The organism is Agromyces sp. NPDC060279 (assembly GCF_042726785.1).
In the GTDB taxonomy this organism is placed as follows: Bacteria; Actinomycetota; Actinomycetes; order Actinomycetales; family Microbacteriaceae; genus Agromyces.
The window spans coordinates 51,769-78,486 of record NZ_JBHXBK010000005.1 but is presented as its reverse complement, the minus strand read 5'-3'; the positions used below and the strand labels follow the sequence as shown (position 1 = coordinate 78,486).

At 69.3% G+C, this 26,718-nt stretch carries 23 protein-coding genes and 1 pseudogene; 13 read left to right on the top strand and 11 right to left on the bottom strand.

Going from position 1 to position 26,718, the window contains the following annotated elements; all coding sequences use genetic code 11:
- Positions 1-42: 42 nt before the first annotated feature.
- The 5 genes from gyrB to dnaA all read right to left on the bottom strand — a co-directional run bounded on the left by gyrB (position 43) and on the right by dnaA (position 7,018).
- Complete coding sequence (gene gyrB, locus ACFWE1_RS14040) at positions 43-2,061, bottom strand: DNA topoisomerase (ATP-hydrolyzing) subunit B (RefSeq protein ID WP_376934034.1); 2,019 nt, start codon at positions 2,059-2,061, stop codon at positions 43-45.
- A 123-nt stretch (positions 2,062-2,184) separates the two neighbouring features.
- Positions 2,185-2,670: a DUF721 domain-containing protein gene (locus ACFWE1_RS14035; protein WP_243569936.1), complete on the bottom strand. Its 486-nt coding sequence runs from the start codon at positions 2,668-2,670 to the stop codon at positions 2,185-2,187.
- Positions 2,667-3,941: a DNA replication/repair protein RecF gene (gene recF, locus ACFWE1_RS14030; protein ID WP_376934033.1), complete on the bottom strand. Its 1,275-nt coding sequence runs from the start codon at positions 3,939-3,941 to the stop codon at positions 2,667-2,669. The genes ACFWE1_RS14035 and recF overlap by 4 nt, the downstream gene beginning before the upstream one ends.
- 64 nt (positions 3,942-4,005) lie before the next feature.
- Positions 4,006-5,157, bottom strand: a complete 1,152-nt coding sequence (dnaN, locus tag ACFWE1_RS14025; protein ID WP_189083971.1) for a DNA polymerase III subunit beta — start codon at positions 5,155-5,157, stop codon at positions 4,006-4,008.
- Between the two features lie 442 nt (positions 5,158-5,599).
- Positions 5,600-7,018, bottom strand: a complete 1,419-nt coding sequence (dnaA, locus tag ACFWE1_RS14020) for a chromosomal replication initiator protein DnaA (protein WP_376934032.1) — start codon at positions 7,016-7,018, stop codon at positions 5,600-5,602.
- A 435-nt stretch (positions 7,019-7,453) separates the two neighbouring features.
- On the opposite strand from dnaA, the gene rpmH reads away from it, so the two are divergent.
- The 8 genes and pseudogenes from rpmH to ACFWE1_RS13980 all read left to right on the top strand — a co-directional run bounded on the left by rpmH (position 7,454) and on the right by ACFWE1_RS13980 (position 15,037).
- A complete protein-coding gene (gene rpmH / locus ACFWE1_RS14015; protein ID WP_021010601.1) occupies positions 7,454-7,591 on the top strand; it encodes a 50S ribosomal protein L34 in 138 nt (45 codons plus the stop codon).
- Positions 7,592-7,599: 8 nt separating this feature from the next.
- Complete coding sequence (gene rnpA / locus ACFWE1_RS14010) at positions 7,600-7,974, top strand: ribonuclease P protein component (RefSeq protein WP_279399763.1); 375 nt, start codon at positions 7,600-7,602, stop codon at positions 7,972-7,974.
- A 1-nt stretch (position 7,975) separates the two neighbouring features.
- Positions 7,976-8,266: pseudogene (gene yidD / locus ACFWE1_RS14005) on the top strand (membrane protein insertion efficiency factor YidD); the annotation flags it as partial.
- 195 nt (positions 8,267-8,461) lie between these two features.
- Complete coding sequence (gene yidC / locus ACFWE1_RS14000) at positions 8,462-9,433, top strand: membrane protein insertase YidC (protein ID WP_230765155.1); 972 nt, start codon at positions 8,462-8,464, stop codon at positions 9,431-9,433.
- A 5-nt stretch (positions 9,434-9,438) separates the two neighbouring features.
- A complete protein-coding gene (locus ACFWE1_RS13995; protein ID WP_376934138.1) occupies positions 9,439-9,936 on the top strand; it encodes a protein jag in 498 nt (165 codons plus the stop codon).
- A 32-nt stretch (positions 9,937-9,968) separates the two neighbouring features.
- On the top strand, positions 9,969-10,610 hold the full coding sequence (gene rsmG / locus ACFWE1_RS13990) for a 16S rRNA (guanine(527)-N(7))-methyltransferase RsmG (RefSeq protein WP_376934031.1): 642 nt from the start codon (positions 9,969-9,971) through the stop codon (positions 10,608-10,610).
- Positions 10,611-13,148: 2,538 nt separating this feature from the next.
- Complete coding sequence (locus ACFWE1_RS13985) at positions 13,149-14,054, top strand: ParA family protein (RefSeq protein WP_376934137.1); 906 nt, start codon at positions 13,149-13,151, stop codon at positions 14,052-14,054.
- A complete protein-coding gene (locus tag ACFWE1_RS13980; protein WP_376934030.1) occupies positions 14,054-15,037 on the top strand; it encodes a ParB/RepB/Spo0J family partition protein in 984 nt (327 codons plus the stop codon). The genes ACFWE1_RS13985 and ACFWE1_RS13980 overlap by 1 nt, the downstream gene beginning before the upstream one ends.
- A 149-nt stretch (positions 15,038-15,186) precedes the next feature.
- Here the strand turns inward: ACFWE1_RS13980 and ACFWE1_RS13975 are convergent, their stop codons facing one another.
- The 6 genes from ACFWE1_RS13975 to ACFWE1_RS13950 form a co-directional block, all read right to left on the bottom strand.
- The gene (locus ACFWE1_RS13975; protein WP_376934029.1) at positions 15,187-16,143 is read right to left on the bottom strand and encodes a D-alanine--D-alanine ligase; all 957 of its coding nucleotides are present in this window, start codon (positions 16,141-16,143) and stop codon (positions 15,187-15,189) included.
- Positions 16,144-16,218: 75 nt separating this feature from the next.
- The gene (locus tag ACFWE1_RS13970; protein ID WP_376934028.1) at positions 16,219-17,544 is read right to left on the bottom strand and encodes a PLP-dependent aminotransferase family protein; all 1,326 of its coding nucleotides are present in this window, start codon (positions 17,542-17,544) and stop codon (positions 16,219-16,221) included.
- 161 nt (positions 17,545-17,705) lie between these two features.
- Entirely contained in the window at positions 17,706-18,029 is a 324-nt protein-coding gene (gene trxA / locus ACFWE1_RS13965) for a thioredoxin (RefSeq protein WP_189083981.1), read from the bottom strand.
- A 70-nt stretch (positions 18,030-18,099) separates the two neighbouring features.
- Positions 18,100-19,074, bottom strand: coding sequence for a thioredoxin-disulfide reductase (trxB, locus tag ACFWE1_RS13960; protein WP_376934027.1), 975 nt, complete (start codon positions 19,072-19,074; stop codon positions 18,100-18,102).
- A gap of 121 nt (positions 19,075-19,195) precedes the next feature.
- Positions 19,196-20,821 (bottom strand): murein biosynthesis integral membrane protein MurJ, encoded by a 1,626-nt coding sequence (murJ, locus tag ACFWE1_RS13955; protein ID WP_376934026.1) that lies wholly within the window; start codon positions 20,819-20,821, stop codon positions 19,196-19,198.
- The gene (locus tag ACFWE1_RS13950) at positions 20,814-23,168 is read right to left on the bottom strand and encodes a DUF6049 family protein (RefSeq protein WP_376934025.1); all 2,355 of its coding nucleotides are present in this window, start codon (positions 23,166-23,168) and stop codon (positions 20,814-20,816) included. The genes murJ and ACFWE1_RS13950 overlap by 8 nt, the downstream gene beginning before the upstream one ends.
- A gap of 106 nt (positions 23,169-23,274) precedes the next feature.
- On the opposite strand from ACFWE1_RS13950, the gene ACFWE1_RS13945 reads away from it, so the two are divergent.
- The 5 genes from ACFWE1_RS13945 to rplI all read left to right on the top strand — a co-directional run bounded on the left by ACFWE1_RS13945 (position 23,275) and on the right by rplI (position 26,590).
- A complete protein-coding gene (locus tag ACFWE1_RS13945; RefSeq protein ID WP_376934024.1) occupies positions 23,275-24,711 on the top strand; it encodes a CCA tRNA nucleotidyltransferase in 1,437 nt (478 codons plus the stop codon).
- A gap of 158 nt (positions 24,712-24,869) precedes the next feature.
- A complete protein-coding gene (rpsF, locus tag ACFWE1_RS13940; RefSeq protein WP_189083986.1) occupies positions 24,870-25,241 on the top strand; it encodes a 30S ribosomal protein S6 in 372 nt (123 codons plus the stop codon).
- Between the two features lie 5 nt (positions 25,242-25,246).
- Entirely contained in the window at positions 25,247-25,774 is a 528-nt protein-coding gene (locus ACFWE1_RS13935; RefSeq protein WP_189083987.1) for a single-stranded DNA-binding protein, read from the top strand.
- Positions 25,775-25,871: 97 nt separating this feature from the next.
- On the top strand, positions 25,872-26,126 hold the full coding sequence (rpsR, locus tag ACFWE1_RS13930) for a 30S ribosomal protein S18 (protein ID WP_189083988.1): 255 nt from the start codon (positions 25,872-25,874) through the stop codon (positions 26,124-26,126).
- Between the two features lie 11 nt (positions 26,127-26,137).
- Positions 26,138-26,590 carry a 50S ribosomal protein L9 gene (gene rplI / locus ACFWE1_RS13925; protein ID WP_376934023.1) on the top strand — a complete coding sequence of 151 codons (453 nt, stop codon included), beginning with the start codon at positions 26,138-26,140 and terminating at the stop codon, positions 26,588-26,590.
- Positions 26,591-26,718: the final 128 nt, after the last annotated feature.

The window sequence follows — 26,718 nt, the reverse complement described above, 5'->3', positions numbered from 1 at the left end:
TTCGAACTGCTCGCGGATCGCGTGCCGGGTCACGGCGCGCGCTCAGATGTCGAGGAAGCGGACGTCCTTCGCGTTCTTCTGGATGAAGGAGCGACGGCTCTCGACGTCGTCGCCCATCAGCGTCGAGAAGATCTCGTCGGCGGCCGCGGCGTCTTCCATCGTGACCTGCAGCAGGGTGCGGGTCTCGGGGTTCATGGTGGTGTCCCACAGCTCCTGGTGGTTCATCTCGCCGAGACCCTTGTAGCGCTGGACGCCGTTCTCCTTCTGGAGGCGCTTGCCCGCGGCCTGGCCGGCGGCGAGCAGCGCGTCGCGCTCACGGTCGGAGTACACGTACTCGTGCTCGGCGTTGGTCCACTTCAGGCGGTACAGCGGCGGCTGCGCCAGGAACACGTAGCCCATCTCGATGAGCGGCCGCATGAAGCGGAACAGCAGCGTGAGCAGCAGCGTGGTGATGTGCTGGCCGTCGACGTCGGCGTCGGCCATGAGCACGATCTTGTGGTACCTGGCCTTCTCGGGGTTGAAGTCCTCGCCGATGCCCGTGCCGAAGGCGGTGATCATCGCCTGGATCTCGGCGTTGCCGAGGGCCCGGTCGAGGCGCGCCTTCTCGACGTTCAGGATCTTGCCGCGCAGCGGCAGGATGGCCTGGGTCGCCGGGTCGCGGCCGGTCTTCGCCGAGCCGCCGGCCGAGTCGCCCTCGACGAGGAAGATCTCGGAGATCGTCGGGTCCTTCGAGGTGCAGTCGCTCAGCTTGCCCGGCATGCCGCTGGTCTCGAGGAAGCCCTTGCGCCGCGTCGCCTCGCGGGCCTTGCGGGCCGCGATGCGGGCGGTCGCCGCCTGGATCGCCTTGCGGATGATGTCGCGGGCCTGGTTCGGGTTGCGCTCGAACCAGTCGCCGAGCTGGTCGCCGACGATGCGCTGCACGAACGACTTCGCCTCGGTGTTGCCGAGCTTCGTCTTCGTCTGACCCTCGAACTGCGGCTCGGAGAGCTTCACCGAGATGACCGCGGTCAGCCCCTCGCGCACGTCGTCGCCGGAGAGGTTGTCGTCCTTCTCCTTGAGCAGGCCCTTCTCGCGGGCGTAGCGGTTGACGAGCGTCGTCAGCGCCGCGCGGAAGCCCTCTTCGTGCGTGCCGCCCTCGTGGGTGTTGATCGTGTTCGCGTAGGTGTGCACCGACTCGGTGTACGCCGTGGTCCACTGCATCGCGACCTCGAGCGCGATCTTGCGCTCGGTGTCCTCGGACTCGAAGGAGATGATCTCCTCGTTCACGAGCTCGGCGCGCTTCGACTTGTTGAGGTACTCGACGTAGTCGCTGAGGCCGCGCTCGTAGAGGAACGTGTCGCTGCGCGGCACGAAGGCCTCGGGGTCGGCATCGCCTTCGACGTCGGCCGGGTCGACCGGCACGCCGCCGTTGGGCCGCAGATCGGTGAGCGTGATGCTGAGGCCCTTGTTGAGGAAGGCCATCTGCTGGAACCGGGTGCGGAGCGTCTCGTAGTCGAAGACGACCGTCTCGAAGATGTCGGGGCTCGGCCAGAACGTGATCGTGGTGCCGGTCTCGTCGCTCGCCTCATCCTGCGAGAGCGGGGCCTCGGGCACGCCGACGTTGAACGCCTGGCGCCAGACGTTGCCCTCGCGCTTGACCTCGACCTCGAGCCGCGTCGACAGCGCGTTCACGACGGAGGAGCCGACGCCGTGCAGGCCGCCCGACACGGCGTAGCCGCCGCCGCCGAACTTGCCGCCCGCGTGCAGCACGGTGAGCACGACCTCGACGGTCGACTTGCCCTCGGTCTTGTGCATGCCGACCGGGATGCCTCGACCGTTGTCGATCACCCGGACGCCGCCGTCTTCGAGGATCGTCACGTCGATCGCCGTGGCGTAGCCCGCGAGCGCCTCATCGACGGAGTTGTCGACGATCTCGTACACGAGGTGGTGCAGGCCGCGCGGACCCGTCGAGCCGATGTACATGCCGGGACGCTTGCGGACCGCTTCGAGGCCCTCGAGTACCTGGATGTCGTCGGCGCCGTATTCGGACGCGCCCTGGGCCTTCGTCGGTTCCGCTGTCATGGGTGAATCGAGGCTCCGCTCTGTCGTTCTGGCGACTCTCGATCCTATCAAACCGCCCGCCTCAAAAGGCCGGAAACGCCGATCTGAGGCAATGAACGAGGCAGGTTGACCGAATTTGTCGTCTCAACCGTAGGTGTCGCGCGGACCGCGGCCTGGAACCGATCTGGGACCGCGTTTCCAGGTGGGGGCGTCCGGCCCCTGGAACCGGATCGATTCCACCCCGGCGCCCGGGTGCACCTCGGCGATGCGCGCGAGCAGCTGCTGCCGCATCAGTCGAAGCTGCGTGGCCCAGGCCGTGGAATCGCAGCGCACCTGCAGCGTGCCGCCCTCGATCGCGATCGGCTCGGAGTGCTGCGCCGTCTCCTCGCCGGCGATGTCGCGCCAGGTGGTCAGCAGGTCGGCCTGCGAGAGCGGACCGCTCCAGCCGAGCTGCGAGGAGAGCTGATCGATGGCGGTGCCGAGGGGACGGGGGTCGCGGCCGGGGGTGAACGGCTCGCTGCCGGACGTCTCGCGCGTGCGGCGCGCGCGGCCTGGGCGGTAGCGCGTCTCGCCGCCGAAGATCTCGCGGAAGTGCTGATAGACCCGGATGGCCTCGGAGGCGTCGCTCATGCCTTCGCCTCCTCGTCGGCGCCGGGGACGGGGACTGGGCCGGGGACGGCTGCCGGCGCGGTCGCCGGCGCGTCGACGATGCGGCCCGCGTCGATGTGCACGATGGCCGCGGTGAGCGGCTCGGGCACGTCTTCGAGCACCGCCGCGGTGACGAGCACCTGCTCGTAGCCGCCGATCGCCGCGGCCAACCGTTCCCGCCGCAGGCGGTCGAGCTCGGCGAAGACGTCGTCGAGCACGAGCACGGGGTCGCCGGTGGCCGAGTCGCGGCGCAGCAGCTCGGCGGCGGCGAGCCGCAGCGCGAGGGCGAACGACCAGGACTCGCCGTGACTCGCGTAGCCCTTGGCCGGCAGGCCGTTGAGCAGCAGCAGCACGTCGTCGCGGTGCGGGCCGGCGAGCGTCACGCCGCGCTCGAGCTCCTTGCGCCGGAGCCCGCGGAGCGCGGCGGCGAAGCGGTCGGCGGTGGGCACGGCGGGCGAACCCGCGGCGGAGCCGTCGACAGATGCCTCGGCCGAGGCATCCGCGCCGTCGCCCCGCGGTGCTGAGCGCGGCTCGTCGTCGTCATCGGCGACCGCGCCGTCGATGGAGAGCACCGGCTGCAGCGACGGCCCGTGGTCGGCGTCGACGATGGAGTGGTACGCGACCGCGAGCGGCTCGGCGAGTTCGGCGACGAGCGCGAGCCGCTGGTCGATGAGCTCGGCGCCGAGGGCGACGAGCCGTTCGTCCCAGATGTCGAGCGTGGTGAGCTTGTCGGCCCCGAGCCCTCGTGCCCGCGCGCTCTTGAGCAGCGTGTTGCGCTGGCGCAGCACCCGATCGTAGTCGCCCATGACCCCGGCGAGCCGGGGCGAACGCTGCACGAGCAACTCGTCGAGCATACGCCGGCGGACGCCGGGCTCGCCGCGCACGATGGCGAGGTCTTCGGGGGCGAACAGCACGGTGTGCGCGTAGCGCGGCAGCTCGCGGGTCTTCACCGGCGAGCGGTTGAGCTGCGCGCGGTTGGCCCCCTGACGGTTGAGCTGCAGCTCGAGGAGGAGCTGGCGGTCGCCGTGCACGAGGAGGGCGCGGACGATGGCCGACTCGGCCCCGGCCCGGACCAGCGCCTGGTCGCCGGAGACCCGGTGCGAACCGAGGGTCGCGAGGTAGCCGATCGACTCGACGAGGTTGGTCTTGCCCTGGCCGTTGCGGCCGACGAGCACGGTGGCCCCCGGCCCGAGCTCGAGTTCGGCGCGCTCGTAGTTGCGGAAGTCGGTGAGCGAGAGGCGGGCGACGTGCACCGGCACCACTCCTCTCGCTCGACCTCCGTCTACGGTACCCGCGACCGCCGACAGCGGCGCGCGGTCAGCGCAGCAGCAGGTTCGGCTGCAGCAGGTAGCGGTAGCTGTCGCTGCCGGCCTGCTCGCGCGAGGTCTGGCTGGTGATCAGCACGGGCCCCGGCTTGTTCGGGTTCTCGGTCTTCGTGAACGAGACGCGCACGAACTCGGAGTGCACCGCGCCGAGGCCGTCGAGGAGGAACTGCGGCTTCAGCGACACGACGGTCTCGTCGCCGGTGAGGATGGCGTCGATCGACTCGGACGCCTGGGCCTGCTCGCTGCCGATCGCCTCGAGGGTGAGCCCGTCGGGCGTGAACGAGTAGCGGAGGGCGGCTTCGCGCTCGAGGACGAGCGCGACACGGCGGGTCGCCTCGATGAGCTCGGCGGTGTTGACCACGGCGTAGTTGTCGACGACCTCGGGGAAGAGCCGGCGCACGGGCGGGAAGTTGCCCTTGATGAGCAGGCTCGTGACGGTCTTCTTGTCGGCGCTGAAGGCGATGAGCTCGCGGTCGTCGCGGCTCGTGATCGAGACCGAGATCGTGCCGGAGTGGCCGAACGTCTTGCCGACCTCCTGCAGGGTGCGGGCCGGGACGAGCGCGGTCAGCGCCTCCTCGGCGGTGGCGACGGAGCCGCCGTCCCAGTCGATCTCGCGCACGGCGACGCGGTAGCGGTCGGTCGCGACGAGGCCGAGGCTGTTCTCGCGGACCTCGAGCTGCACGCCCGTGATCACCGGGGTGACGTCGTCGCGGGAGGCGGCGACGGCGACCTGCGCGACGGCGGCCGCGAACTCCTCGGCCGGGACGACGCCGGACTGGTCGCCGATCTCGGGGATCGACGGGTACTCCTCGACCGGCATCGAGAGCAGCGTGAAGCTCGCCGAGCCGCAGCTGACCTGGATGCGGTTCTCTTCGGTGGCGATGCGCACCGGCGCGTTCGGCAGGCGGCCGGCGATCTCGGCGAGGAGTCGGCCGGAGACGAGCACGGTGCCCGGCTCCTCGACGTCGGCCTGGATCTCGGTCTGGCTGGAGACCTCGTAGTCGAAGGAGGAGAGGACGAGCCCGTCTTCGTTCGCCTGGATCAGGACGCCGGAGAGGATGGGCAGCGTCGTCCGCTGCGGGAGCAGCTTGACCGCGAACGATACGGCCTCGCTGAAGACGTCGCGGTTGACCTGGAACTTCACGGCTCTCCTGTCGTCATGGCGCGTGCTCCGCACGACCGTGCCCTCCCGCGTCGGTGGACGCGGGTTCCCATGCTATCGAGCGACCTTCGAGGCATCCACACCGTCAGGTTGTCGAATCCCCGTCGATGAAGGCTTAAGTCTCTTAACGGTGTTAACCGCTGTGGAAACTGTGGATGGTGTTCGGAGATCCGCGGAGTGATGCCTATCCGGGCCCGTTCGATCTGTGCACACCGTGTGGGAATCGCGGAGGGGACGCTGAACGGCGTGCGGAGACGAATCGGGGTTGTGCACAGGCCGAGCTCGCGTCTCAACAGCTGGGAGCCGGTTGCTCGTTAACAATCCACAGGCTTTCCACAATTGTGGGGAACGGCCCGAACGGCCCGCAGAACGCCGCCTGCGGCGGCCCGGAGGCATCCCCTCGAACCGCCGCGACGACCGGAACTCAGCGGTAGCGCGCGGTCTGCTTGATGCGGGCGGTGAGCTCGGTGACCTGGTTGTAGATCGAGCGACGCTCCTTCATGAGCTCCGAGATCTTCTTGTTCGCGTACATGACCGTCGTGTGGTCGCGGTTGCCGAACAGCTGCCCGATCTTCGGCAGCGACAGGCTGGTCAACTCGCGGCAGAGGTACATCGCGATCTGCCGCGCCGTGGCGACGGCCTGCGAACGGCTCGAGCCGTAGAGGTCGTCGACGGTGAGCTTGAAGTAGTCCGCCGTCGCCGTGATGATGTCGACCGGCGCGATGACGTTGTCGGAGTCGTCGGTGATGAGATCCTTCAGTACCGTCTGCACGAGCGGCATGTCGACCGGGGTGCGGTTCAGGCTCGCGAACGCCGTGACGCGGATCAGGGTGCCCTCGAGCTCGCGGATGTTGCTCGAGACCTTCGAGGCCATGTACTCGAGGATGTCGTCGGGCACCTGCAGCCGCTCGGACTGCGCCTTCTTGCGGAGGATCGCGATGCGGGTCTCGAGGTCGGGCGCCTGCACGTCGGTGATGAGGCCCCACTCGAAGCGACTGCGCATGCGGTCCTCGAAGCCGGTCAGGTGCTTCGGGGGAACGTCGCTCGTGATCACGACCTGCTTGTTGTGGTCGTGCAGCGTATTGAAGGTGTGGAAGAACGCCTCCTGCGTCTCCGCCTTGCCCTGCAGGAACTGGATGTCGTCGATCAGCAGGATGTCGATGTTGCGGTAGCGCTGCTGGAACAGCGAGCCGCGGTTGTTCGCGATCGAGTTGATGAAGTCGTTCGTGAACTCCTCGCTCGACACATAGCGCACGCGGATGCCGGGATAGAGGCTCATCGCGTAGTGGCCGATGGCGTGCAGGAGGTGCGTCTTGCCGAGACCGGAGTCGCCGTAGATGAAGAGCGGGTTGTACGCCTTCGCCGGCGCCTCGGCCACGGCGACGGCGGCCGCGTGCGCGAAACGGTTCGACTGGCCGATGACGAAGCTGTCGAAGGAGTACTTCGGGTTCAGCCGCGAGTCGCGGGGGCGGTCCTGGGGGGAGCTCTCGAAGACGGCCGGCGGGGCGGCGTGCAGCTCGACCGGTTCGGCGAACTCGTCGCCCGCGCCCTGGGGCTCGGCCGGGCGGACCTCTTCGAGCTCGGGGTTCACGACGACGTAGAAGGAGGTCACCGGGGACGGGACGTCGAGCTCTGACATCGCGGCGAGCAGCGGCACCCGCATGCGCTGATTGAGCATGCTCGCCGTGAACTCGTTCGGCACCTCGAGGTAGAAGGTGCCGGCGGCGATGCCCTTCGGCTCGACGAGGTTCAGGAAGCCCTGCAGCATGGGGGTGATCGCGTCGTCGTGCGAGAGTCGCTCGAGCACCGTTGCCCACGTCTCGGAAATGGGCTGTTCCGTCATTGCTCCCCGCAATCTGCCGCGCTCGGCTGTGCGCCGTCGATCGAACGCGTTCTCCGGTCCCCCTCCGGAGCGCGAAACGGCGCCAGGCGAATTGTTCACAATGTTGTCCACCGCCTGTGAGCAGATCGGCCGGAAACCCGATGATTCCGCGTTCGAGGCTGGGGATAACTGGTCACTCACGCTAGCGAATGGATGTGCCGCCGACAAATGCCGCGAGCGGGATTCGACGCGCCCGGCGTGTCGATCCTCAGCGCTCGCGCAGGATGGCGGGATACTGTGTGGTTCGATCGCCGAAGGTCTCGGTCGTGGTCGGTTTGACCCCGGCGCGCCCAGGCCGTAGTTTTAATAGGTTGACCGCCGCCCTTTGGGCACCCAGTTTTCCCGCAGACGCACCGTTGACGCGCCGCGAGGAGAGTCCGACAGCCGGAGAGAAGAATGAGCAAGCGTACCTTCCAGCCCAACAACCGTCGTCGTGCCAAGAAGCACGGCTTCCGTCTGCGCATGCGCACCCGTGCCGGCCGCGCCATCCTGGCCGCTCGTCGTCGCAAGGGCCGCACCGAGCTCTCCGCGTAGTTCTTCCGGTGCTCGCCAAAGCCAATCGCCTCACGAGCGCCGATGACTATCGAGTCGTCGTGCGCCGTGGAGCGAAGGCGGTCGGGCCCCACACCGTGAGCTATCTGCGCACCGGTGAACCGGGATCGACCGCACGCTTCGGCTTCATCGTCTCGAAGAAGGTCGGCACCGCCGTGCGACGCAACCTCGTGAGACGCCGCCTCAAGGCCGCATGCTCCGAGCTCGTCGCCAGCGGTGCCGTCGGCGTAGACATGGTGGTGCGAGCACTCCCGACCGCGGCCGACGCCGACTGGGCGTCGCTGCGCGCGGAGGTCTTCTCGGCCTTCGAGCGCCGAGGCCACCGCGTCGCCGCCCAGGCATCCGCTTCCTCCCGAGACGTGTGACATGCGAAACCTTGCGCGATTCGTGCTGCTGCTCCCCCGCAACGCCGGGGTCCTGCTGCTCCGCGGCTACCGCGCGCTGATCTCACCGCTCTACGGCGACGTCTGCCGCTACTACCCCTCCTGCTCGGCCTACGGTCTCGGCTCCGTGCAGCAGCGGGGGCTGATCGTCGGCTCGGCCCTGACCGCATGGCGCATTCTCCGGTGCAATCCGTGGGCGGCCGGCGGCATCGACGACGTGCGCGCGGCGCGACACGACCGGGATCGCATCACCCGCTTCGGCTGGGTGGTGCCGGCCGGCATGTTCCCCAAGGCCGAAGCTGCGGCGGACGCAGCGCGCCAGGCCCATCTGTTGGAGCACCTTCACGTCGACGAGGCCGCTACGGCTCGCGCGGCGTCGTCCGCCGCTCCGGTTCTCCGCACGCCCGCGCCGCTCGGCGCACCCGTGCTCATGACCTCCTCCCCCATCCCGTCCCGGAAGGACTGATCCTTGGATCTCATCGGCACGCTCCTATGGCCCATCAAGTGGGCCATCGAGCTGATTCTCGTGGCGTTCCACTGGCTGTGGACCACCATCGGCATGGACCCCGACGCGGGGGTCACCTGGGTGCTGTCGATCGTCGGCCTGGTCATCGTCGTCCGCGCCGCGCTCATCCCGATCTTCGTCAAGCAGATCAAGAGCCAGCGGCGCATGCTCGAGGTGGCGCCGCAGCTCAAGAAGATCCAGGACAAGTACAAGGGCAAGAAGGACCAGTTCTCGCGCGAGGCCATGTCGCGCGAGACCATGGACCTCTACAAGCGCACCGGCACGAACCCGCTGTCGTCCTGCCTCCCGCTGCTGCTGCAGATGCCGATCTTCTTCGGCCTGTTCTCGGTGCTCAACGACGCGCAGCACGACAAGGCCGGCGTCGGGCTCTTCACGCAGCAGCTCGCGAACTCCTTCGCGAACGCCGAGTTCTTCGGCGCTCCCCTCAAGTCGACCTTCATCGGCGAGTGGAACCACATGACGGCCGGTCAGCCGTTCAGCCTCTCGGTGATGCTCATCGCGCTCACGATGATCGTGCTGATGACCGCGTCGCAGTTCATCACGCAGCTGCAGATCGTCTCGAAGAACATGTCGCCGGAGACCAAGGCGAGCCCCATGTTCCGTCAGCAGCGCATCCTGCTGTACCTGCTCCCCCTCGTGTTCGCCTTCTCGGGTGTCGCCTTCCCCCTCGGCGTCATGTTCTACTGGCTCGTCTCGAACTTCTGGACCATGGGCCAGCAGTTCGTCGTCATCCGCAACATGCCCACCCCCGGTAGTGAGGCGGCGAAGGCCCGCGAGGCCCGTCTCGCGAAGAAGGGCAAGCTCGTCGCCCCCGACTCCCCCGCCGCCGAGGCTGAGGACGAGGCGAAGCCGAAGACCACGCAGCGCCAGCAGCCCATGGGCAAGTCGCGCGCCAAGAAGCAGGGCGGAAAGTGACCGACATGACCGATGTGAAGCAGGACACCGAAGAGCGCACCCTCTCCCAGATCGAGGAGGAGGGTGACATCGCAGCCGACTACATCGAGGAGCTGCTCGACATCTGCGATCTCGATGGGGACATCGACATCGACGCTCGCAATGGTCGGGCCTACGTCTCGGTCAACGCCGGCGACGATGCGAACCTCGAGCTGCTGTCGAAGCCGGACACGGTGAACGCGCTGCAGGAGCTCACTCGCCTCGCCGTGCAGAGCCGGACCGGCGCGTTCTCCCGCCTGATCCTCGACATCGGCGGATCGCGCGACGCGCGACGCACCGAGCTGGCGAGCCTGGTCGCACGTGCCGCCGAGCGGATCGACGGTGGAGCGGCCGAGGCGGCGCTGCCCCCGATGTCGTCCTACGAGCGCAAGCTGGTGCACGACCTCGTCGCTGAGCGCGGCCTGCACTCGGTTTCGCGCGGCGAAGGCGCCGAGCGGCACACGGTCATCACGCGCGTCGGCTGATCGCCGCCGTGGCGGATGTTTCACGTGAAACGATGACCGAGAACCTCGAGCCTGAGCCGGCGTTTGCAGCCGAACTATTCGGTGACACGTTGCCGAAGGCGCGTGCCTTCACCGCGGCGTTGGCGCAGCACGGCGAGGAGCTCGGGCTGATCGGTCCGCTCGAGCTGCCGCGGCTGTGGACCCGGCACATCATCAACAGCGGACTCGTCGCACCCTTGCTGCGTCCTGGCCACGTGGGAGACGTCGGTTCGGGAGCCGGACTCCCGGGCCTGGTGCTCGCGATTGCGCGACCGGACGTTTCCTTCACGCTCATCGAGCCGATGGAGCGTCGCGTGGCGTGGCTCGAGCAGCAGGCGGCCGAGCTCGAGCTTTCGAACGTCGCCGTGATGCGGGCGCGAGCCGAAGAGGCGAAGCTCAAGGGCGCGCTCGACCAGGTGACGGCGCGGGCCGTGAGTGCACTGCGCACCCTGATCCCGATCACCGCTCCCCTGCTCAAGCCGGGCGGTGAGCTCGTGCTGATGAAGGGCGCCAGCGTCGAGCAGGAGATCGCCGGTGCCGAGAAAGCGATGCGCAAGTTCCGCCTTCGCGACCCGGAGGTCGTCGTGCTCGGTGAGGGTAAGGTCGATGAGCGCGAAGTGACGCGCGTGTTCCGGGCGACCGTCGCCGCGGGCTGAGTCCTCTTGAAGTGGGCGCCGTCCCAATCGGCGTCCCCGGCCCGGGGGTTTGGGCTTCGTGCGGAGCTCAGCCTTCGAGGTCGGCTCGGTGCAGTCCCCCGCTGTTCCTGCAGCGGTGCGGTCCCCGCTTGTCGCCCTGGCGCGCGGAGTTGCCCGGGTGCGGATCATCGCGTGATCCTCGCACGAGGTCGCTACTGGTCGCACTGCCGGTTGCGAGTGAACTGCCGGTTGCGTGTTGCTGCTCGCCAGGCTCCTCAGACGCGGGAACGGGTGCAGGTGCGGAGGGACTACATCGGCGGACTCTGCCTCGAACGCGGGCAGCTGCCTCGGGCCCGATCCCGGCGTTGCGATGTTTCACGTGAAACGTCGTGGCTGTCGCGGCCGCGTGTCCGCGCGTTATCTCCGCGTGGGGCCGGTGGACGCGGGGTGGGATCCGATCCCCTGGTGTCCGCCACGGGCATCTGGTCTATACGTGAGCCGGGCGCGCGGGCGGATGGCTCACTTGACCTGGCGGCTGGGTCGCGCCGGCGGGTGCGCGAGCGGCTGGGCCGCGCCGGCGCGGTGCTGTGGCGCTGCTGTGGCGCTGGCGGGCGTTGACGCGCCGCTCTGGTCCCGAAGCTCAAGGACGAGCGCGGGCTCGGAGGATGGAGGCCTGCCCGTGCAGGTGAGTTCCGGTGCGCGCGGGAATATGGAGTGCTCCCGAAGGCCTCGCATTCTTCCGCGCCCGGGAACTCCGGTGTGGCGAGCAGGTGGTTGGGGGTTCGGAACCATCTCGGGGCGGACCTGTGCAGCACGGCCACACGCCGCGGCCTCAGCTTCCGCGGGATGCTGCTCGTCCCCCGAGGTTTCACGTGGAACATTGTCGGGACCGAGCGAGTGCTCCGAATCGGTCTCTCGCGGTGATTCGGCTCTGCGCCGTGCGGGAGCTCTTGGCGCATCTGCCGGTCAGTTGCCATCTGCGCGGGCCTGGGCACTTTGGGATCCATGCCCGCGGTCTTCGGTGTCCACGATGTTTCACGTGAAACATCGTGCGCTTGTCCCAGGCGCTCGGACCCTCCGCGCTGGGCCCTGCTGATCTCTAGCGCTGGGCTGCTGCGGCAGCCCCGGCGGTACGGGATTTCCTGTGTACTCACGCCGTGAGCGAGCGGGACCCCGGTGATCTCGAGGCTGATGCGGGCGGTCTTGGCTGGCTGCCACGTTTCACGTGAAACGCCGCCGCGTCGGTCAGGGTGTTTGACGGCAGCACTTCTGGCGCGGTGAGCCGCGCCTCGTCGTTCTCGCGGGTTCCGTTGCACGCGACCTGCTTGGATGCACGTCTTGAGCGAGTGGACGCGGTCGATTCGAGGGCGATGCACGCGGCTTGGTCGTCTGAAACAGTACGGCTCGGCTCACAAGACCCACAGCGTGCCCCGTCCGGGCGAACGGGCACCTGGTGCCACTCCCCCGTCCACAGCTTCTCGCGTCGCAATGTGCTCACAGATTCGCGGTGCCCGCGTAGCTGCTGCCGGTGCTGACGGTTAGGCTTGTGAGGGCCACTTGCGAGATGCCTCTCGCGCAACTCCGTGGCGGTTCGGTTCGAGGTTTCGGGAGTCTCATCACATGGCACAGAGCGGGGGTCGCGGGTGGTTCCGCCGCCGTACCCACGCGGATGGGGTGCCCGAATCGAGCTTCGACTCGAACCAACTCACTGGAGATGAGGCGGACAACTCTCCGAACGGCACCGACACCGCCGGACCTCCGACGTCAACCGCGAGCGTGGGATCGCAAGAGGGCCCATCGCACGCCACTGCACCGGCTTCCCCGATGCACTCACCAGACGACGCGCGGCCGCCCGCGAACGAGAACCCGGCAGGCGTCGCTCCTCCCCCCACTCGTGTCGACTGGGATGCGGCGACTGCTGCCGCGCTGGCCGACGACACTGCCGTCGCACCGAAGGCGCCTCAGGCAACGCAGCCAGCGGATCCGCTCCTCGAAGAGATCATCCGCGAGATCGTCGGAGATGCGGCAGTCGAGACCGTCGAGTCGCTGCAGCCTCGCGCTGCACAGCCCGACGCCGCGTCGACGGCAGTCGCAACTCATTCCGACGATGACGTTCATCCGGCTGGCGTGAGTGCGTCTGTCGCCCGCGCGAACGACGCTGCTGCCGAAGACTCGCCCACCAGCACTCCCCCGGCCGTGGAGGCCTCCCACCCCACCGAGGCCCCTGCGGGACCCGGCGAGCCGCCGGCCAGTCCCGAATCTGCCGGGCAGGTCGACGCCCTCAACGGGGCGAACGACGACCGCGCTCCGCATCCGCCATCCACAAACACGGAGCAGCTCCGTATCGCCATCTCCGGGGCGCTCGACCGCAGCCTCGGGCCGGCACCGGTCCCGGACGCATCGACGAGGGCGACGCCGGCCCCAGCTGAGTCCGAAGGCTCCGCGGAGGCTGAGCGCCGCGCCGCGACTGCGGACCACGCCTCACCGCTTGCCCCGGAACCAGCCGACAGCTCGGCCGTAGACCTCATCACCACCCCTGATGTTTCACGTGAAACGTCGATCATCTCTGGAGGAACTCCCCTGGCTGACGCATTGGCCGACGAAACCCGCCGTCGGATCGCACTCGAAGAGGCGGTTCTCCCCCTCCCCCCGAAGACTCGGGTGCTCACCATCTCGAATCAAAAGGGTGGCGTCGGCAAGACGACGACCGCCGTCAATCTTGCTGCAGCACTCGCGCGTTCCGGCGCGAAGGTGCTCGTGATCGACCTGGACCCCCAGGGCAACGCTTCGACGGCACTCGGTGTGGACCACCGTTCCGAAGAACGAAGCGTCTACGAGGTGCTGGTGTCGGATCTGGCGCTCAGTGAGGTCATCCGCCCGTCGACCGAGCACGAGATGCTCGACTGCGTTCCGGCGACGATCCATCTCGCGGGCGCGGAGATCGAACTCGTCTCGCTGGTTGCGCGTGAACAGCGCCTGCGCCGAGCACTCGACACCCACCTCGCCTCGATGGAGCGCCCCTACGACTACGTCTTCATCGACTGCCCGCCGTCGCTGGGCCTCCTCACGATCAACGCGTTCGTCGCTGCCCGCGAGGTGCTCATCCCGATCCAATGCGAGTACTACGCGCTCGAGGGGCTCTCACAGCTGCTGAGCAACATCGAGTTGATCGAGAAGCACCTGAACCCGGAGCTGCGGCTCTCCACGATCCTGCTCACCATGTACGACTCGCGCACGAATCTCGCGCAGCAGGTCGCGCAAGAGGTGCGCAACCACTTCCCCACCCAGACTCTGCAGACGATCATCCCCCGATCGGTGCGCGTGTCCGAGGCTCCGAGCTACGGTCAGAGCGTGATCAGCTACGACTTCGGATCCACCGGCTCACTCTCCTATCGGGAGGCCGCGGCGGAGATCGCGAAGCGGGGCGCCGCCCAGGCCGGCGCTCCGAGCAAGGAGCAGCACTGATGGCCAGCAAGCGTACGGGACTCGGTCGTGGAATTGGCGCCCTGATTCCGACGGGCGACGACACCCCGAAGGCCAACCGCCCGGTCGACGTCTTCTTCCCCGACGCCTCCGAGAGCACGACCGCCACCGCGGTCGCTGCGGTCGAGCAGGCCGCGTCTGCGGAAGGTCTGCTGACGGTGCCGGGTGCTCGCCTCGCACGACTCGACCCCGACACGATCGTTCCGAACGCGAACCAGCCTCGCAGCGTCTTCGACCCCGAGGACCTCGCCGAGCTCGTGCACAGCATCCGCGAGTTCGGGGTGCTGCAGCCGATCGTGGTGCGTCCGCACCCGAGTGAAGCGGGCAAGTACGAGCTCGTGATGGGTGAGCGTCGACTGCGCGCGACCAAGGCGGCGGGGCTCGACACGATCCCAGCGGTCGTCAAGGACACCGCCGACGATGCGATGCTTCGGGACGCGCTGCTCGAGAACCTGCACCGTTCGCAGCTGAATCCACTCGAAGAGGCATCCGCCTACCAGCAGCTGCTCGCGGACTTCTCGATCACCCAGGAAGAGCTCGCCAGCCGCATCGGTCGCTCGCGCCCGCAGATCTCGAACACCCTCCGTCTCCTCAAGCTGCCGGAGGCGGTGCAGCTTCGCGTCGCGGCCGGGGTGCTCAGCGCCGGCCACGCTCGTGCGATTCTCGCGATGCCCGATGCCGAGTCGATGCAGAAGCTCGCCGACAAGATCGTCAACGAAGATCTCTCGGTGCGACAGGCCGAAGCAATCGCCGCCTCGGCCCCGAAGCCGAATCGGGCGAAGCCGGCGGCGGGAAAGCGGCAGGAGTTCCTCGACGACCTCGCCGTGCGGCTCGGCGACCGGCTGAACACTCGCGTGAAGATCGCGCTCGGGGCGCGAAAGGGCCAGATCAGCATCGATTTCGCGACGGTTCAGGATCTGCGCAGAATTCTCACCGACCTGGGCGAAGAGCTCGAAGGCGTCTGAGATCGAGCGGCGCAGAAACGCGCATCTCGCTCGTCTGAATCAGAGCGCAGAATCGTTCCCGACGAACTGAAACGGCCCGGTTCCGGAGGCGGAACCGGGCCGTTTCGTCGGCAGAAGCCCGCGACGAGGTCGAGCGGGCGATGCGAAGCTCAGCCGCGAGCGATCGCCGCGCGAACGAGCTCCGAGTAGAGCTGCGAGGTTTCGATCCCGGCGGCCTCGGCCGCGAGCGGGAGGAGCGACGTCTCGGTGAGGCCGGGCAGCACGTTCGCCTCGAGGAACCACGGCGTGCCCGAGGCGTCGACGATCAGGTCGACGCGGGAGACATCACGAAGCCCGAGCTCGAGGTGGGCACGGATCGCGACCGCCTCGACCTCGCCGAGCACCTCGGGCGAGAGTCGAGCGGGAACGAAGAACGTCGTCTCCCCCGCGTTGTACCGAGCGTCGAAGCTGTAGACACCGGCGGTCGGGACGATCTCCACGGGCGGCAGCGCGCGCGGACCCTCCCGCGTATCGATGATCGAGACCGCCAGCTCGGTGCCGACGATGCGCTGCTCCACGATCGCGACGTCCGCGTACGTGAACGCCTCGACCATGGCCCGCGGCAGGGCATCCGGGTCGGTCACGACCGAGACGCCCTGCGCCGAGCCGCCCGAAGCGGGCTTCACCACGAGCTCGCCGGGCAGAGCCTGCCGAACGACCTGGAGCACGCTCGCCGCTCCGAGCTCGCGGAACGACTCGTGGGAGAGCACGATCGACTCGGGCACGGGGAGGCCCGCCGCCTGCACGATGGAGCTCGCGGCCGGCTTCGACCACGCGAGCCGCGCCGCCTCCGCCGTGGAACCGACAGTCGGAACGCCGAGCGCCGCGAGCAACTCGAGGAGCGCGCCATCCTCCCCGCTCGATCCGTGCAGAGCGGGGAACACGGCGTCGGGCCGGTGCTCCGCGAGGTACGGGAGCAGCGAGGCATCCGGATCGCGCAGCACGACGCGGTGGCCGGCGGCCGTCAGCGCGTCGGCGACGCGTCGGCCCGAGCGCAGCGAGACGTCGCGCTCATGCGAGATGCCGCCGGCGAGGACGACCACGGTCAGGGCTCCGGATTCGCTCATGATCTGGGATTTCTCCGTTCAAGTCTGGCTGTTCGCTGCGTCGGCCGCGGTGCAACCGGATGACAGGGTTACGGGCTATTTGAGGTCGCTCGGCGGGGCCGATTCGATCCCGGGCTTCACCGGCAGCTGCAGGGTGCCGGTGCCGGCGAAGGTGTCGAGCAGATCGAGCTCGCCGTTGATGACGGTCGCGAGTCGGCGGATGCCGAGGCGAATCGCCTCCGGAGTCGGATAGCAGTACGACAGGCGCATCGCATGACGCCCCCGACCGTCGGCGAAGAACGCGGTGCCGGGCGTGTAGGCGACGAGTTCGCGCACCGCGCGGGGCAGCATCTGCTTCGAGTCGAGCACGTCGGGCATCGTGACCCAGACGTAGAAGCCGCCGTTCGGGTTCGTCCAGCGCAGCTGCGGCAGGTACTCCCCGAGCGCCTCGATCATCGCGTCCTTGCGCTCGCGGTACACGCCGCGGAAGGTGTCGATCTGCCCGCGCCAGTCGGCTGTCGACAGGTACTCCGCGACGACGAGCTGACTGAACGACGACGGCGAGAGCACGGCCGACTCGGCGGCGAGGATGAGCTTCTCGCGGATGGCGTGCGGCGCGAGGGCCCATCCGACGCGGAACCCGGGGGCGAGGGTCTTCGAGAAGGAGCCGAGGTAGATGACGCCCTCGGGGTCCATCGAGCGCAGGGCGTTGGGAGCAGGCTCGTCGAAGTGCAGCAGCCCGTAGGGGTTGTCTTCGAGCACGAGGATCTCGTTCTGGCGGCAGATCTCGAGGATCTCGGGGCGACGCTCGGCCGAGAGCGTGACTCCGGCCGGGTTGTGGAAGTTCGGGATCGTGTAGAGGAACTTGATCCGCCGGCCCTGGCTGCGGAGGAACGCGATCGTCTCGCGCAGCGCTTCGGGGATGAGCCCGTCGTCGTCGGTCGCGACGTGCACGACCGACGCCTGGTAGGAGCGGAAGACGCCCAGCGCGCCCACGTAGGAGGGGGCCTCGGCGAGCACGACGTCGCCGGGATCGAGGAAGAGCTTCGCGACGAAGTCGAGCGCCTGCTGCGAGCCGGTCGAGGTGACGACGTCGTCGACCGAGGCGCCGCGGATGCCCTCCAGCGACATGACGTCGAGGATGTGCTCGCGAAGCGCGGGGATGCCCGCTCCCCCGCCGTACTGCAGCGCGGTCGGCCCCTGCTCGCGCATGACCCGGTCCATCGCCGAGGTGATGAGGTCCTGCGGAAGCGCCGAGACGAACGGCATGCCGCCGGCGAGCGAGACCACTTCGGGCCGCGACGCGACGGCGAACAGGGCTCGAACCTCTGAGGCGGCGAAGCCGGCGGCTCGCTCGGCGTAGTTCGCGTACCAGGGGTCGAGGTTGTTGCCAGTCCGCTCGGGGACGCCGTCAGTGCTCACGTGCCATCCGTTCTGTTCAGGGTTCTCATGCTAGTCATCGGTGGGTGGCCTCGAAGACCGCGTGACCCGCTCGCTCGCCCTGAGTAAGGAGGGAGAGCGGGAACGCAAAGGACCCGCCCGGCTGGTGCCGGGCGGGTCCTTGGGTCGTTCGAGGATGCCGGCTACTGGATGTAGGCGGCGAGGTCGGCCTCGAGGGCCGGCTTGGGCTTGGCGCCGACGAAGCTCTGCACGACCTCGCCCTGCTTGAAGACCTTGAACGCCGGGATGGCGGTGATCTGGTACTTCATGGCGAGCTGCGGGTTCTCGTCGACGTTGAGCTTGACGATGTCGATCTTGTCGGCGTGCTCGGTCGCGATCTGGTCGAGGATCGGGCTGACCGCGCGGCACGGGCCGCACCATTCGGCCCAGAAGTCGACGATGACGGGCTTGTCGTTCTCGAGCACCTCGGCCTGGAAGGTGGCCTCGGTCACTGCACGTGCGGACATTGCATTCTCTCCTTCGGTGAAACGCCTGGTGAATCCGCGAAAGACGCGGAAACCTGATGAACCGGTGTCGCTACTCGGCGACGGCGGCGAGCTGCGCCGCCTGGGCGGGTTCGCCCGCCGCGTCGTCGAGTGCCGCGAGGTAGTGCTCGGCGTCGAGCGCCGCGACGGTGCCCGAGCCGGCGGCCGTGACGGCCTGGCGGTAGTGCGGGTCGATGACGTCGCCGGCCGCGAACACACCCGGCACCGAGGTGCGCGAGGAGCGGCCGTCGACCGCGATCGTGCCCTCGGCGGTGAGCTCGAGCTTGCCGTGCACGAGGTGCGTGCGCGGGTCGTTGCCGATCGCGACGAAGAGCCCGTCGAGGTCGAGCGCGCGGAGCTCGCCGGTGACCGTGTCGCGCAGGCTGACACCCGTGACCGCCTCGGTGCCGTGGATGGCCGCGATCTCGGCGTTCCAGATGAACTCGATCTTCTCGTTGTCGAAGGCCCGCTGCTGCATGATCTTCGAGGCCTTCAGCGAGTCGCGACGGTGGATCACGTACACCTTGTCGGCGAAGCGGGTGAGGAACGTCGCCTCCTCCATCGCCGAGTCGCCGCCGCCGACGACCGCGATGGTCTTCTGGCGGAAGAAGAAGCCGTCGCACGTCGCGCACCACGAAAGACCGTGACCCGACAGCGTCGCCTCTTCGGGCAGCCCGAGCTTGCGGTAGGCCGAGCCCGTCGCGTAGACGATGGCGCGCGCCTCTTCGACACCGCCGTTGCCGAGCTTCACGCGCTTGACCGGGCCGTCGAGCTCGAGCTCCACGACATCGTCGTAGACGATCTCGGTGCCGAACTTCTCGGCCTGCTCCTGCATCTTGGTCATGAGGTCGGGCCCCATGACGGCCTCGGGGAAGCCGGGGAAGTTCTCGACCTCGGTCGTGTTCATGAGTTCGCCGCCGATCTCGACGGAGCTCGCGATGAGCAGCGGTTTGAGCTCGGCGCGCGCGGCGTAGATGGCGGCGGTGAACCCGGCCGGGCCGGACCCGATGATGATGATGTCGCGCAAGGGGCGCTCCCTCGAGTGCTGTCGGTGAAAGCGGCATCCGACGGAATCGGATGTCACGACGTGGTCAACACAGTCTAGGCGGCGGCTATTCCGGGCGACGAGCGGCGGATGCAGCGGGTGCTCAGCCTCGGCGGAGGCGCCGGAGCACCGGCTCCGCGAAGCCGCGCAGCTCCGGGGTGCGGATGAGCCAGAGCGTGCCGAGGTAGGCGAGCGACATGACCACGCCGATGACGGCCATCGAGAGCGCCGCGGGAAGGAGGCCGGACATCGCGAAGCCGTCCTCCGAGATGCCGCCGAGCAGCACGAGCGTGACGAAGCCGACGATGACGGCGGGCACTGCGCCGATCGCGTACCGCACGAAGCTCGAGGTGATGTGCCAGCCGTCGATGCCGCCCAGCCGCCGGCGCAGCAGGATCGCCGCGAGGGTGACCTGCGCGACGCAGGCGAGCGAGGTGAGCAGGGCGATGCCGATGGCGATGAACTCGGGGAGCACGTTCAGCAGCAGCAGCGCGCCGCCCGAGAAGAGCACGACCTGGAAGAGGGTGAAGAAGAAGGGCGTCTTCGTGTCGCCGAGCGAGTAGAAGGTGCGCTGCACGATGAAGAGCATGCTAAACGGCAGCAGCCCGACCATGTAGGCGACGACCACGTTGCCGAAGACGAGCTTCGTGTCGAACGACGCGCCGCTCACGAACGCGGTCGCGAAGGGGTAGCTGCACATCACGAGCACGATCGAGGCGAGCACGATGATGAGGCCGACTCCGCGGGTTGCGCTCGAGAAATCGGCGCGCACCCGGTCGAGGTCGCCGACGGAGGCGTGCTCGCTCATCCGCGTGAAGTAGGCGGTCGCGATGGACACGGTGATGACGGAGTGCGGCAGCATGAACAGCAGCCAGGCGTTGCCCAGCGCGGCGACGGACGCCGACCCCTGACCGGATGCCTCGCCGACGACGTTCGTCTCGACGAGGCCGGCGAAGGTCGTGAGCAGGAGCATGCCGAACGTCCAGCTCGCCATCCGGCCGGCGTCGCCGAGGCCGACTCCGCGCCAGCGGAAGTCGGGCCGGTAGCGCAGGCCGATGCGACGCCAGAACCAGAACAGCACCACGGCCTGCACCGCGATGCCGAGCGAGGCCGAGCCCGCGAGCACGGCGATCATCGCCGCGTCCCAGCTGCTCGCGTCGCGGAGGCCGTCGGGGTCGCTCCCCCACACCGCCATGAAGACCACCAGGCCGGCGATCGCGACGAGGTTGTTGAGCACCGGCACCCAGGTGAAGGGGCCGAAGCTGCGCCGGGCGTTCAGCACCTCGCCGAGCAGCGTGTACAAGCCGTAGAAGAAGATCTGCGGCAGGCACCAGTACGCGAACAGCGTCGCGAGGTCGCGTGTCGATTGGTCGAGCTTGATGCCGTACAGCCAGGCGAGCAGCGGCGCCGCGAGCGTGGCGAGCAGGGTGATGCCGACGAGGATGACGAGTGCGAGCGTGAGCAGCCGGTTGATGTAGGCGCGGCCGCCGTCGGCGTGCAGCCCGGCGCGCACGATCTGCGGCACGAGCACGGCGCTCAGCACCCCGCCCGCGACGACGACGTACACGGTGTTCGGCAGCTGGTTCGCGACCGCGAAGGCGTCGGCGCTCGCGCCGGTGATGCCGATCGCGCTCACGAGCACCGCGGCCTTCACGAACCCGAGGATCCGCGACACCACCGTGCCGGAGGCGAGGAAGAGGCTCGCGCGGCCGATGCGGTCGTCACTCATCGCGTGGGTCCTCGTCCTTCTGCGCCGGAGCGCCGGGTTCGGGGGTGTCGGATGCCTCGGCGGCGCGCGCCTTGCGGCGGCGATGGATGTTGCGCCAGATGCCGATGCCGAAGAACAGCACGACGATCGTCGCGAGCACCGTGGCGCCGACGCCCTCCCAGTCCGCCTGCACGTTCGCGGACAGGTAGGTCGGCGAGCCGATCTCGACGCCCTCGGTCGAGTAGAGGGACACCGTGAGGATGACGTCGCCGCTGCCGACGCCCGCCGCGACGGGGACGACCACGCTCGCGCGCGACTCTGGCTCGACGGTCACCTTCTGCCGGCCCTCGACGATCAGACGACCGTTGGACGGGGCGACGTCCACCTCGAGCGTCACCGAGTACGGCAGCGTGTTCTCGATGGTGGCGGGGACGCCGGACTCCCGCGAGATGACGTTGATGGTGCTCGACGGGACGACCGAGATGCCGGCTCGGGTCTGCACCTGCGCCGTGAGCCATTCGTTCGCGGCCGACTGCCAGTCGGTGGGCGTGCGGATCCAGCCGGCGTCGAGCAGGGCGAGGAGATCGCGGCGCGTGGGGTCCGCGAGCTGCGAGGGCTCGACGAGCGCCGTCGCGAACGACACCGTCTGCGCCTCGGAGTCGATGAGCCGCTGCACGGTGGCCCGGCGCTCCTCCGCCTCGGGCGAGCTCGCCAACGTCCGCGCGACCGGAGGGGCGCCGATCACGTCGGACAGGCTGGCCGGTCGCGCCCAGGCGAGCGTCGCGAGCGCCTGCAGGGTCGCCTCGACGCGGTCCGCCGCGCTGCCGCCCCCACGTGCGAAGCTCGCGAGCAGGGAGCTCGCCGAGGCATCCTCCGCGGCGTAGCCGGCGAGCTCGGCCGCCAGCCGCCCCATCGCCTCGCGCCACTCCGCATCGCTCGTCGCGGCGGCGGCCGCCCGCAGCGCCGCGGTCAGCCGAGCGTCCGCGACGACCGCCGTGCCGCCGTCGATCGAGCTCGCGGCGTTGCCGGGCGCGGTCGAGACCGGATCTTCCTCGTCGCCCTCCTCGTCGACCACGGGCGCCGGCGTCTCGACGTTGCCGGGCGAGAGCAGGCTCGTGGTGAGCCCGCCGGCCGCCAGCCACGCGAGATCGCCCGCCGCGACGGTGTCGTCGGCGGGCCAGGCGATGTCCGCGCGGGTGTACGGCCACGACAGCAGCTGCTCGGTGGTCGGCACCTCGTCGACGGAGCCGTCACCGTCGACGTCGCCCGGAGTCGGCGTGGGGGTCGGGGTCGACTTCTGCGTCAGCGTGCGATCGTCGAGGCTCGCCGGGCCGGACGCGGGCGCCTGCGTCGGCGGGGTGGCCGGAACGCCCGGCATGCCGTTCAGGAAGTCGGCCGGATCGAGCACGTCGGCGAAGGACTCCGGCTTGAGCGGGCCGGGGAGCCCGAGCTGCGACTGCACCGCCAGATCGGCATCCGCGTAGGCGAGCGGGAAGACGACGTTGCCGATTGTGCCCAGTCGCTCGAGCCACGCGGTCGCCGACTCCGGCGCGCGGGAGCCGAGCACTCGGACGGAGGCAATGATGCGCGGGTCGACGCCGATCGCGACCGAGCGGTCGGCGACGGCGTCGAGCTGGCGGGTGAGCAGGCCGTCGGGCGCGGTCCACGCCTCGAGCTGCTCGGCGTCGATGAGCCCGGTCGTGTCGTCGGGCACGGTCAAGGGGTACGCGATCGCGAGCCCAGGGGCGCCCGTGGAGGCGGCGCGGGGCGAGGGGAAGGCGGCGTCGTTCGTCGCGACGACGACGCCGTCGACGAGGAGCTCCGCACGCAGGCCGGTCACCGCCGCCGAACCGTCGAGCTTGCCGGCCGGGATGCTCACCAGCACCTGGCTCGTGCCGCCGCTGACGACGCCGGGCGCCTGGGCTTCGCCGACGGCACTCGCGGTCGCGGCGGAGTCGCCGAGCCAGGCGTCGAGGGCAGCGGCATCGTCGGGGGCGTCCTCGGCGACGCTCACCCGCACGACGCCCTGGCTGAGCAGTTCGGACGAGCCGTTCACGATCTCCACGCCGATGGTCGTCGCGGCCGACGGGTCGAGCACGAAGGCCCCGGCCGGGGCGAGGTGGAGCGAGACGGTTCCCGTGTCACCCGCCGCGGCGGCGAGCGGTTCGCCGGCGCGCTCGACGGCGTCGGCGGCACGCGTGGCGGGCGGGGCGGCCTGGACGGCCGCGGCGATCGGGACGGCCGCGCCGATCGAGCTGAGGGCGACGGCACCGATGAGGCCCGCGACGACGGCGCGACGCCGGGGCGTGGCGGTGGCCCGGTCGAAGAGTCGGCGGAGTCGACGCGCAGGATTCGACTCGGCCACCATGCACGAGATTCTACGGTGTGACGCGGGGTGGATCGTGGGCGGCGAAGCGGCCGCGAGGCATCCGCCTCCGGCCACCGCACCACCCGCGTTGCGTACGATGGTCGGCATGCAGAGCGTGGCCGAGGCCCTCGATCGACTCGGCGAGCTGGCCGCGTCGACGACCGTGTCGACCCTCTCCGCCGCGTTCGACCGCGCGGGCCATGAGCTCGCCCTGGTCGGCGGGCCGGTGCGCGACGCCTTCCTCGGCCGGCCCGTGCACGACCTCGACTTCACGACGGACGCGACGCCCGAGCAGATCCTCGACATCGTGAAGCCCATCTCCGACGCGCACTGGGACATCGGCCGCGAGTTCGGCACCATCGGCGCCCGCGTCGCGGGCGAGACCGTCGAGATCACCACCTACCGCGCCGACAGCTACGACGGGCAGTCGCGCAAGCCGGAGGTGGTGTTCGGCGACTCGCTCGAGGGCGACCTCGTGCGCCGTGACTTCACGGTGAACTCGCTGGCGCTGCGCTTGCCGAGGATCGAGCTCGTCGATCCCTCGGGCGGCGTGGAGGACCTGCTCGCGCGGGTGCTGCGCACGCCCTCCGCCCCGCAGACCTCGTTCGGCGACGACCCGCTGCGGATGATGCGGGCGGCGCGCTTCGCCGCCCAGCTCGGCTTCGAGGTCGAGGACGGCACGCTCGCCGCGCTCGAGGAGCTCGCGCCGGAGATCGACCGCATCTCCGCCGAACGCGTGCGCGAGGAGCTGTCGAAGCTCCTGCTCGCCGACCACCCGGTGCCCGGGCTGCGCATCCTCGTCGACTCCGGGCTCGCGCAGCGCGTGCTGCCCGAGCTGCCCGCGCTGCGCCTCGAACGCGACGAGCACCACCGCCACAAGGACGTCTACGAGCACAGCCTGAAGGTGCTCGACCAGGCCATCGACTACGAGCGCGCGCGGGGGAACCTCGACTCCCCCGATCTCGTGGTGCGCCTCGCCGCCCTCCTGCACGACATCGGCAAGCCGGCGACCCGACGGCTCGAGCCCGGCGGCGCCGTCAGCTTCTACCACCACGACGTCGTCGGCGCGAAGCTCGCGAAGAAACGGCTGCGGGAGCTGCGCTACGACAACGACACGATCGCGGCGGTGGCGCGGCTGATCGAGTTGCACCTGCGCTTCTTCGGGTACACCGACGGGGCGTGGAGCGACTCGGCGGTGCGGCGCTACGTGCGCGACGCCGGCTCGCCGGAGCAGCTCGAGCGGCTGCACATCCTCTCCCGGGCCGACGTGACGACGCGGAACAAGCGCAAGGCCGACATGCTCGCCTTCGCCTACGACGACCTCGAGCAGCGCATCGCCGAGCTCGCCGAGCAGGAGGAGCTCGCCGCGGTGCGCCCGGAGCTCGATGGGGAGCAGATCATGGCCGCGCTCGGCATCCGCCCCGGTCGCGAGGTCGGCGAGGCGTACCGCTTCCTGCTCGAGCTGCGGCTCGACGAGGGACCGATCGGCGAGGATGCCGCGCGCGAGCGCCTGCTCGCCTGGTGGGCCGCCCGCGAGGCCTGAGCGCGGCCGCGGGGAAATGGCGCGGGGGCGAGGCATCCGTTACACTGTGAAGGTTGCCCGTGTGCCGCATTCGCGGCCTCCACGACGCACAGTATGAACACCCTCCTGCTCCCGAGACACGCTCGGGAGCCGCTGAGTCCGAAGGAGGTGGGTACGTCATGCACCAGTACGAGCTGATGGTCATCCTCGATCCCGAGATCGACGAGCGCACCGTTGCTCCCAGCCTCGACAAGTTCCTGAACGTCATCCGCAACGATGGCGGCACCGTCGACAAGGTCGACATCTGGGGACGTCGCAAGCTGGCCTACGAGATCAAGAAGAAGGCCGAGGGCATCTACGCCGTCGTCGACTTCACCGCTGAGCCCGCGACCACCAAGGAGCTCGACCGCCAGCTGAACCTCAGCGAGGCCGTCATGCGCACCAAGGTGCTCCGCGCCGAAGAGGCCATCGCCCAGGTCGCCGCGTACGCGAAGGCCCAGGAGGCGAAGGCCGCGAAGAAGGCTGCCGCTGCCGCCAAGAAGGACGCCTAGTCCTCATGGCCGGCGAGACCGTCATCACCGTGGTGGGCAACCTCACTGCAGACCCCGAGCTGCGTTACACGCAGAACGGACTCGCGGTTGCCAACTTCACCATCGCGTCCACTCCCCGCACGTACGACCGTCAGTCGAACGAGTGGAAGGACGGTGAAGCACTGTTCCTGCGTGCGAGCTGCTGGCGTGAATTCGCCGAGCACGTCGCCGGTTCACTCACCAAGGGTTCCCGGGTCATCGCATCCGGGCGTCTCAAGCAGCGTTCCTACGAGACCAAGGAAGGCGAGAAGCGCACCACCATCGAGCTGGAGGTCGACGAGATCGGCCCCTCGCTCCGGTACGCGACCGCCCAGGTCACTCGTGCGCAGTCCAACCGCGGCGTCGGCGGGGGCGGCTCCTTCGGGGGCGGCCAGTCCGACGACGCGTGGGCCCCGTCCGCTCCGGCTCAGTCGGGCAACAGCGGCGGCGGCGCGGGCGGCGGCGACGTCTGGAACACGCCGGGCACGAGCTACGGCGACGAGACGCCCTTCTAAGCCCGAGCGCTCCGCACCGGAGCAGGGCCCGCGATCGGATGCCTCGAGCTGAGGCGTCCGGCGCAACAGAACGTATTCACTCAGACAGGAAAGATCCATGGCTGGAAAGAGCAGCGGCGACCGCCGCAAGCCGCGGAAGGGCGCGAAGAACGCCGCCCCCGCGAAGTCCGTCAAGGTCGGCGTCATCGACTACAAGGATGTCGCGACCCTTCGCAAGTTCATCTCGGAGCGCGGCAAGATCCGTGCCCGTCGCATCACCGGTGTCTCCGTGCAGGAGCAGCGCCTCATCGCCCGCGCCGTCAAGAACGCGCGCGAGATGGCGCTCCTGCCCTACTCGGGCTCCGGCCGCTAAGGAGCACGAAAATGGCAAAGGTAATCCTCACGCACGAGGTCTCGGGGCTCGGTGCCGCCGGCGACGTCGTCGAGGTCAAGAACGGCTACGCCCGCAACTACCTCGTCCCGCAGGGTTTCGCGACCCCGTGGACCCGTGGTGGCCAGAAGCAGGTCGACCAGATCAAGTCGGCCCGTGCCGCTCGCGCCCTGCACTCCCTCGAGGACGCGCAGGCCCTCAAGGCGAAGCTCGAGGACGGCAAGGTCAAGCTGACCGTCAAGGCCGGCCTCGGCGGCCGCCTGTTCGGCTCGGTCAAGACCTCGGCCGTGGCCGACGCCGTGGCCGCTGCCGGCCTGGGCGAGATCGACAAGCGCAAGGTCGAGTTCCCGACCGCGATCAAGACCGTCGGCGACCACGAGGTCTCCGTCCGTCTGCACGACGATGTGACCGCGACGATCACCCTGCAGGTGATCGCGGCCAAGTAGTCGCACCCCGTACGAAGCGGGGGGAGACACCGGGGGGCGCCCCCCCCTCTTTTTCCTCCTGTTCCCCCGGACCCCCCCCCCCCCCACCCCCCCCCCAACCCCCCCCCCCCCAGAGTTCCCCACGTTTT